Origin of the sequence: Mesorhizobium xinjiangense (assembly GCF_009749525.1) — a bacterium.
GTDB classification, from domain to species: domain Bacteria; phylum Pseudomonadota; class Alphaproteobacteria; order Rhizobiales; family Rhizobiaceae; genus Mangrovimarina; species Mangrovimarina xinjiangensis.
Genome location: NZ_WOAC01000025.1, coordinates 63568 through 71908, shown reverse-complemented (window position 1 = coordinate 71908; position 8341 = coordinate 63568). Strand labels below are relative to the sequence as shown.

The window sequence follows — 8341 nt, the reverse complement described above, 5'->3', positions numbered from 1 at the left end:
CAAAACCCCTTCGGGCCGAAAGTGTTACCCATGTCTCCGATATAAACTGTAACCAATGTGTCCGGAACGGACCGTACTGAAATGGCGCACCCGACAGGATTCGAACCTGTGACCTCTGCCTTCGGAGGGCAGCGCTCTATCCAGCTGAGCTACGGGTGCTGGTCGAAAGGGCTTGTGGGCCCTTCATGTCGTGTCCGGCGCGGTCCACCGGATCAAGCGCTACATAGCCGAAGCGGGCGCCCGCTTCAATGACCAATGCATGTGCGTTTGCGATTCGGGCGTTGCCGCGAGGTGGCGTACGGGGGCATGCCCGATTGCCCTGGGGCTGCAGGCCGCGTTCCCGGCCAGACCGGCGCAAGGTTGGGCCGGTAGGCTGGGCCGGTCGAATTCTTGATTCGGCGTCGGGGCTAGCGCGCCCGGTTCGCCAGTGTGAAAGGGTGTTGATGGGGGCAGGCATGCATCGGGCGAGAAGGGGCGGGCTGTTCACGACGGCCTTGGTCGTTCTTGCCGTGGGCCTGGTTGCTCTGATGCTCGTCACCTTCACCACGGAGCGGGTCGCAAGCACGCAGGGGCCCGATGCGCTCAAGCGTGATCTCGTGATCGCCCAGATCGGTGGCGCCTGTTTTCTGGTCGTTTTCCTCCTTGTTCTTCTGCGTTGGGGCGTTGCGCGGCAGACGAAACATGCGGCCGCTGATATCCGGCGGTTGGCCCAGGACGATCTCGCCACGCCGATCGACGGGGCCGGTCACCCCGCTGAAATCGCCACGGCCCTGGAGGCGTTGCGGCTGTCGCTGATCGAAAGGCGCGCAGCAGAGCACGAGGCCGAAGCGCGGCGCAGGGACGAAGCGGCGCAACGCGGCCAGGCCGATGCGGCCAGGGGCGCGGCGGAACGCCTGCATGGCGCCCTTGTGAAGCTTGTCGGCGCCGCGCTGGCCCGGCTTGCGCAAGGCGATCTGACGGCGCGCATCAGGGTCGAGGTTCCGGCCGAATTCCGGCCGATGAAGGACGATTTCAACCGCGCGACGGAGGAACTGCAATGGGCGATGTTGGAGACCGCGCAATTGAGCGGGCAGTTCGCCGCGGATGCCGGCCAATTGTCCGACCATTCGCGCATCGTGGTGAGGCGCGCTGCCAGGCAGGCTTCGGAGCTCACCTCGGCCATCGGACGTCTGGACGAGACGGCGGCGGCGCTTGACGGCCTGGCACAGACAGCGTGCGAGATCGAGACGGCCGCGGCCACGGCAGGCGAGGATGCGCGGCTGGGTCTGCGCAGCGCCGGCCGGGCGGGCGAGGTGATGGGTGGGCTTGAACACGTGGTGCAGGAGATCGCCGCGGCCGTCGAAGCCGTCGACGAGATCGCCTTCAAGACCAATCTTCTGGCGCTCAATGCCGGGGTGGAAGCCGCGCGCGCCGGCGAGGCCGGGCGCGGTTTTGCGGTGGTCGCCGCCGAGGTGCGCCAGCTTGCCGAGCGCTCGGCCGGCGCCGCCGAAGAGGTCAACAGGCTCGTCGCGGCCCTTTCGGCCGGGCTGGGCGATGGGGTGCGCCTGGTCGAGGAAACAGGCGGGATTATGGAGCGCCTCGTTTCGGCGACGGACGACCTTTCCGCTCGCACGGACACGATGCACGGCCGGATGCGCGAAGGGACGGTCCAGATGGAAGAAACCAGCACGGTCCTGCACGGTCTTCAGCGCGCGACGGACAGGAGCGCCGAGCTTGCCGGCAAACTCGCCGCCGCAAGCGCCCGGCTGGAAGAAGACGGCCGATGCCTCGAGGCGCTGCCGACACGCTTCAGGACCGAACCGCAGACCGCGCGGCCCGACATTGCGGCGGAGCCGGAGAGCCCGGCTGTCGCCGGTGGGCCGGCGTCGCAGTCAGTGCCCGTCAGGCCAACCGACGCGTCGCGCCACGCTATGCAACCGGCGGGGCGCTGATCGGCCCGTCGTTTCCGTGAAGCGATGAGCCGATCCAGCCGCAGGCCTGTATCACGCGGCCTCTTTGGCCCCGATCCAAACGCCGCCGATTTCCAGGTTGTCCGACAGATGCAGGAAGTCGGCCCGGGCGCCGGGCGCAAGCCGCCCGTATTGCGCGTCGAGGCTCATTGCCTCCGCCGGGTAGAGCGCTGCCATGCGCAGCGCCTCCTCCAGCGGCAGGCCGAGTGCACGGTGAACGAGACGGACGGCGGCGATCATGTCGAGATCGGAGCCGGCGAGCGTTCCGTCGGCCAGCGTCAGCCGGCCCTTGTCGCGCAGGATGGTGCGGCCATTGAGCGTGAAGGATTGCAGATCGGTGCCCACCGTCGCCATGGCGTCGGTGACCAGGAAGATGCGTCCCGGCCCCTTCTTGGCGCGCAGCGCCAGGCCCATCGTGGCCGGCGCGACATGGATGCCGTCGGCGATCAGTCCGGCATAGAGCAAGCCAATGTCGAGGGTGGCGCCGGCGACACCCGGCTCGCGATTGCCGATCTGGCTCATCGCGTTGAAGAGATGCGTGACCATGCGCGCGCCGGCGGACGCGGCCTCTTGCATCGTGGCATGGTCGGTGTCGGTGTGGCCGAGGCTGACGACGATGCCGGCCTTCGCCAGCCGGGCAATGCGTTGCGGCGGCACGGTCTCCGGCGCCAGCGTTACGAGCAGTGCCGGCAGGCGTCGCCTGGCGTCGATCAGGAACGCCTCGTCGGCAGCGCTCATCGGTCGGATGAGGGCCGGATCATGCGCGCCCTTGCGGGCGGCCGACAGATGCGGCCCCTCCAGGTGCAGGCCGAGAAAGCCGGGCACATTCTCGCGCGCGGCGGCCTCGCCCGCGGCGACCGCGGCGCGGATGACCTCGGCCGTGTCGGTGATCAGCGTCGGCAGAAGCGCCGTCGTGCCGAATTGCGCGTGGGCCGAACAGATCGTGCGGATGGTCTCGACGTCCTGGCGGTCGTTCAACATCAGGCCGCCGCCGCCATTGACCTGCAGATCGACGAAGCCGGGGACGATCATCCCGCCGTCGAGCCGGTGCACCGGCGTGCCGGCGGGCAGCCGGTCAATGGGCAGGACAGCCTCGACGAGCCCGTCGCGGGTGAGGATCGCGGCGTCTTCGTGCCAGGCTTCGCCGTCGAAGATGCGTGCGGCGGAATATGCGGCGCGCTCGCTCATAGCGTCTCCGTCACCTTGCGCAGATTGGGCGGCTGGTCGGGGTCGAGGCCGCGCGCCCGTGCATGCGCCTCGACGAATGCGTAGAAGGAGACGATCAGCGCCAGCGGGTCGGTCAAGGGATGCCCGGTGGCGGCAAAGGGCAGCCGCGCGGCCTTGGGCGCCCGCTCGCTGGTGACCAGCACCGCCGCGCCGCGCGCCGCCAGGGCATCGGCCGCCTCGGCGATCGACGGCTCGGACTTGTCGCGCGCGGCCAGCGCCAGAACGGGAAAGGCCGGCCGCACGAGCGCCAGCGGCCCGTGCATGACCTCGGCCGCGCTGTAGGCCTCGGCATGCATGCCGCAGGTTTCCTTGAACTTCAGCGCCGCTTCCTCGGCGATTGCCATGCCGGGACCGCGGCCGAGCACGAAAAGCGAGTCCTCGCCGTCCAGCGCGGCGGCGAGCGGCGACCAGTCGCAGCCGATTGCCTTGCCAAGCTGGTCAGGCAGGGCGCGCAAGGCGGCATCGAGATCGTCGTCGCCGGTCCAGTGCGCAATCAATGCCAGGCCTGCCACCGCCGAGGCGACGAAGGTCTTTGTCGCCGCCACACTGCGCTCCGGCCCGGCGAGAATGTCGATCGCATGGTCGGACACCCCGGCGAGCGGCGAGCCTGTCGTGTTGGTCAGCCCAATCGTCAATGCGCCGCTTCCGCGCGCCGCCATCGCCATGGCGACGATGTCCGGGCTCTTGCCTGACTGCGAAATGGCGAGCGAAGCCGCATGTTCGAGCTTCAGCGTTGCGCCGTAGATCGAGGCGATCGACGGGCCGATCGACGCCACCGGCACGCCGGCCGCAAGCTCGACGGCATATTTGAGATAAGCGGCGACATGATCGGAGGAGCCGCGCGCGATGGTGACGATCACGCGCGGGTCTGCCTCTCGCAAGGCCCTGCCGGCCACGGCGAGGGCATCGCCACCCTGGTCGAGCAGTCGCGCTACCGTGTCCGGGATTTCGCGGATTTCGTTCAGCATATGGGTCGTTGACGATGTCATGGTCGAATGGCTGCCTTCTCGTCGGCGTCGCCCAGCCGGAGCTCGGCAACGAAGTCATAGGTGTCGCCGCGATAGATCGAGCGCGTGAACTCGATCACCTTGCCGCTGTCCAGATAGGATACGCGTTCGATGCTCAGGCCGGCAGCCCCTTTGGCAATGCCCAGAAGCCCGGCGTCCGCGGCGGCGAGATTGGTGGCCGAAATGCGCTGGACGGCGCGCACGGGCCGGTGGCCGGTTTTCTGCAGCGCCAGATAGAGCGAACTGTCGACCGCTTCCGGTTCGGGCAGGACGCTCGCCGAGAGCGTGGCGCGCTCGATCGCCAGCGGCGTATCGTTGGCGAGCCTCAGCCGCGCCAGCCGTGCCACCATTTCCTTCGACGACAGGCCAAGCACCATGATCTCGTCGGGCGAGGGCGCGTAGACACCGCGGTCGAGCCATTGCGAGCGTGCTGTCAGTCCGCGCCGGGCCATGTCCTCACTGAAGGAGGTCAGCCGCGAAAGCGACTGCTCGACGCGGTCCATGCGCGGAGCGACGAAGGTTCCCGAACCGTGACGCTGCACCAGCAGGCCGCTCCTGACCAGGTCGTGCACCGCCTTGCGCACCGTGACGCGTGAGATTTCGGCCTGCGCGGCGATCTCGCGTTCCGACGGCAGTGCGTCGCCGGGCCGGATCACGCCGTGGTCGACGGCGTCTTCGATGCTGCGTTTCAGTCGCAGATAGAGCGGCGCCCCATGGCGGGTGCCATCGTGGATCGAAGCACGGATGCGTTCGGTGAGATCGTTCATCGCGACGCTCCCTCGTCGCCGAAGAGACGCCGCGCCATGGCGACGGCGCCGCCCAGGGCGTCTTGCCGCGGCGGCTGAAGAATGGCCCGGTAGCGCGCCGCCAGCAGGGGTGCATAGAGCCCGGCAAGCCCGCCCAGGAGGCACAACCGGTCGTCTGTAGCGAGATCGAGCACGTCGAGCGAAACCTCGACCTCGCCCAGCGCCTTGCCGACGATCCATTTGGCGACGACGTCGTCCTTGGCCGCATGGTCGAACACTTTGGGCGCGAAGCCTGCAAAATCGCCGGGCGTGGCGTTGGTGGTGAACTCGACGACGTCCTGCGGCTCGCCGCGAAAGATCGACAGGACTTCATCGGTCAGTGCCGAGCCGGGCCGGATGCCGTCATGGGCAAGCAGGGTCTGTTCGAGAAGATCGCGGCCGATGCGGGCGCCGCTCGCCTGATCGCCGATGAGAAAGCCCCAGCCGCCGACGGCGCGCGCCTGGCCGTGCCGGCGCACCATATAGGCCGTGCCGGTTCCAAGGATAGCGATCGCGCCGTCTCCGGCGCCGACCGCGCCCTCCAGGGCAATTTCGGCGTCGGTAACGACGCGCGATTGCGCGAAGGGCAGGATCGCCTCGAGCTGCTGGCGGTAGGTGCCGACATTGGCACCGGCGAGGCCGAGCACCGCCGCAGTCCCGGTCATCAGATCGGGATCGCGGCCGGCATTGGTGAAGGCGCGTCGCGCCGCCTCGGCGATGTTGGCGCGCGCGCCCGAAAGATCGGTTCGGATATTGGCCGCGCCGGCCGTGGCACGGCCGATGACGTTGCCGTCCGCCGTCGCCAGCGCAGCCCTGCAGCTCGTGCCGCCGCCATCGATGCCAAGGATCAGTTCCACGTCGAGCGTCCTCCGGCCGATATAATACCAATAAAATACCAATAACCAAGGTAAAATTGCCAGGACAGGAGAAATTCCGGCAAACCATTGTAGAAATAGGGAGAATCTGGAGCCTCGATCAACACGATCAAAAAAGAGGTTAACGCCGGCTGGACAAGTGGTATTTTTTTGGTATCGTTCTTGGCAATGGGAGAGAAATATGGCCGTGCAGCGCACCGAAGAGCAGCACCCGGATGCCGTGGGGATCGACGCGCAGGCGCCCGAAATCGTGCTGCAGAGACTGGCTGACGGCCAGGTTGCGGCCGCCGCCGCGGTTCGACAAGCCATTCCAGACATCGCCAGGGCTGCCGCGCGTGCCGCCGAGCTCGTCTCGTCGGGCGGACGCCTGGCCTATGCCGGTGCCGGCAGCTCGGGCCTGATGGCGCTGGCCGACGCGCTGGAGCTGCCCGGCACATTCGGCATTGCCCGCGAGCAAATCGTCGTGCTGATCGCCGGCGGTCCGGGCGCCTTGAGCGATCTCGCCGGGGCGCCGGAAGACGACCGCGACGACGCGGCGCGCAGCGTGCGCCAGGCGGACATCGGCGTCGGCGATTGCCTGATCGCGGTGTCGGCGAGCGGCTCGACCCCCTATGCCGTGGGCGCGCTGGCCGAGGCGCGTTCGCGCGGCGCGGCGACCATCGCCATCGCCAACAATGCGGACACCCCCCTCCTGCAATCGGCCGATATCGGCATTCTGCTTGCAACGCCGCCCGAGCTCATTGCCGGCTCGACGCGCATGGGCGCGGGCACGGCACAGAAGATCGCGCTCAACATGCTGTCGAGCCTGATGGCCATCCGCCTCGGGCATGTGCATGACGGGTTCATGGTCAATCTTCATGCCGACAACGCCAAGCTCAAGGCGCGTGCCGCGCGCATCGTCTCGGCCGTTGCAAATTGCGGCGCGGAGGATGCCGAACGCCTTCTGAACGAGGCTGGCGGATCGGTGAAGCATGCAGTGCTTCTGGCTGCCGGCGCGACCGACGGTGAGGCGGCGCACGAAATGCTCGAAGCGACGGGCGGCCTGTTGCGCCCTGCGCTTTCAATGCTGGAAGAAGGCGGCATCGACCGCAAACACGGAACCTAAGAGGGTCAAAGGGAGACTGGATATGAAACGCAAGGCATTTGCCGCATTGCTGTTGGGCTCGAGCGTTCTCGGATATGCCGGGGCGGCCTGGGCGCAGGACGTCACGCTGACGATCGAAAGCTGGCGCAACGACGACCTGGCCATCTGGCAGGAGCAGTTGATACCGGCCTTCGAGGCCAAGCATCCGGGCATCAAGATCAATTTCGCGCCGTCTGCGCCGACCGAATACAACGCCGCGCTCAACGCCAAGCTGGATGCCGGCTCGGCCGGCGACCTCATCACCTGCCGTCCCTTCGATGCATCGCTGGATCTCTACGACAAGGGGCAACTCGCCGATCTGACCGATCTGCCGGGCATGGAGAACTTTTCCGACGTAGCGAAATCCGCCTGGCAGACCGATGACGGTTCGGCGACCTTCTGCGTGCCGATGGCGTCGGTCATCCACGGCTTCATCTACAATGCCGACGCCTTCGCCGAACTCGGCATCACGCCGCCCGAGACGGAAGAGGAATTCTTCGCCGTGCTCGACAAGATCAAGCAGGACGGCACCTATATCCCGATGGCCATGGGCACCAAGGACCTTTGGGAAGCCGCGACCATGGGCTACCAGAATGTCGGGCCCAACTACTGGAAGGGCGAGGAAGGCCGCCTGGCGCTGATCAAGGGCGAGCAGAAACTGACCGACCCGCAATGGGTCGAGCCCTACGCCACGCTGGCGAAATGGAAGGACTATCTGGGCGACGGCTTCGAGGCGCAGTCCTATCCCGACAGCCAGAACCTGTTCACGCTCGGCCGTGCCGCCATCTTCCCCGCCGGCTCGTGGGAGATCTCGGTCTTCAACACCCAGGCCGATTTCAAGATGGGCGCCTTTGCGCCGCCGGTGAAGAATGCCGGCGACGAGTGCTACATCTCCGACCACAACGACATCGCCATCGGCCTCAACGCCAAGAGCCCGAACGCCGAAGCGGCCAGGACATTCCTTTCCTGGGTCGCCTCGCCGGAATTCGCTTCGATCTACGCCAATGCCCTGCCGGGTTTCTTCAGCCTGTCCTCGACCCCGGTCGAGATGGAAGACCCGCTGGCCAAGGAGTTCGTCTCCTGGCGCGACAAGTGCCACTCGACCATCCGCTCGACCTACCAGATCCTGTCGCGCGGCACGCCGAACCTGGAAAACGAGACCTGGGTGAAGTCGGCCAATGTCATCAACGGCACGCAGACGCCCGAGGAAGCCGCGGCCGAGCTTCAGGATGGCCTGGAGAGCTGGTACGAGCCGGCGAAGTAGGCTGGAGGAAGCGCTGCCCCTGGCCCGTCAAGGGCAAGGCAATCGCACATGCCCCCTCCACCATGCTCCGCATGGTCCCCCTCCCCCATAAATGGGGGAAGATCGGCGGCG

Annotated in this window: 7 protein-coding genes and 1 tRNA gene; 3 read left to right on the top strand and 5 right to left on the bottom strand. The window is 67.2% G+C overall.

From position 1 onward, the window contains the following. Positions 1–82 precede the first annotated feature (82 nt). Positions 83–159: transfer RNA gene (locus GM909_RS21845), tRNA-Arg, on the bottom strand. 296 nt (positions 160–455) lie between these two features. Between GM909_RS21845 and GM909_RS21840 the strand changes: the two genes are divergently transcribed. Continuing rightward, the gene (locus GM909_RS21840) at positions 456–1931 is read left to right on the top strand and encodes a methyl-accepting chemotaxis protein (protein ID WP_198174346.1); all 1476 of its coding nucleotides are present in this window, start codon (positions 456–458) and stop codon (positions 1929–1931) included. A gap of 51 nt (positions 1932–1982) precedes the next feature. Here the strand turns inward: GM909_RS21840 and nagA are convergent, their stop codons facing one another. From nagA to GM909_RS21820, 4 genes are read right to left on the bottom strand one after another with little or no spacing between them, the layout of a single operon-like run. Continuing rightward, positions 1983–3137: an N-acetylglucosamine-6-phosphate deacetylase gene (gene nagA, locus GM909_RS21835; protein ID WP_157019334.1), complete on the bottom strand. Its 1155-nt coding sequence runs from the start codon at positions 3135–3137 to the stop codon at positions 1983–1985. After that, positions 3134–4165 (bottom strand): SIS domain-containing protein, encoded by a 1032-nt coding sequence (locus GM909_RS21830; protein WP_157019333.1) that lies wholly within the window; start codon positions 4163–4165, stop codon positions 3134–3136. The genes nagA and GM909_RS21830 overlap by 4 nt, the downstream gene beginning before the upstream one ends. Then, positions 4162–4950, bottom strand: coding sequence for a GntR family transcriptional regulator (locus GM909_RS21825; protein ID WP_157019332.1), 789 nt, complete (start codon positions 4948–4950; stop codon positions 4162–4164). Before GM909_RS21825 ends, GM909_RS21830 begins: the two co-directional genes overlap by 4 nt. Further along, positions 4947–5825 carry an N-acetylglucosamine kinase gene (locus GM909_RS21820; protein ID WP_157019331.1) on the bottom strand — a complete coding sequence of 293 codons (879 nt, stop codon included), beginning with the start codon at positions 5823–5825 and terminating at the stop codon, positions 4947–4949. Before GM909_RS21820 ends, GM909_RS21825 begins: the two co-directional genes overlap by 4 nt. Before the next feature lie 199 nt (positions 5826–6024). On the opposite strand from GM909_RS21820, the gene GM909_RS21815 reads away from it, so the two are divergent. Then, positions 6025–6948 carry an N-acetylmuramic acid 6-phosphate etherase gene (locus GM909_RS21815; RefSeq protein ID WP_157019330.1) on the top strand — a complete coding sequence of 308 codons (924 nt, stop codon included), beginning with the start codon at positions 6025–6027 and terminating at the stop codon, positions 6946–6948. A gap of 22 nt (positions 6949–6970) precedes the next feature. After that, positions 6971–8230, top strand: coding sequence for an ABC transporter substrate-binding protein (locus GM909_RS21810; protein ID WP_157019329.1), 1260 nt, complete (start codon positions 6971–6973; stop codon positions 8228–8230). The last annotated feature ends 111 nt before the right edge of the window (positions 8231–8341 follow it).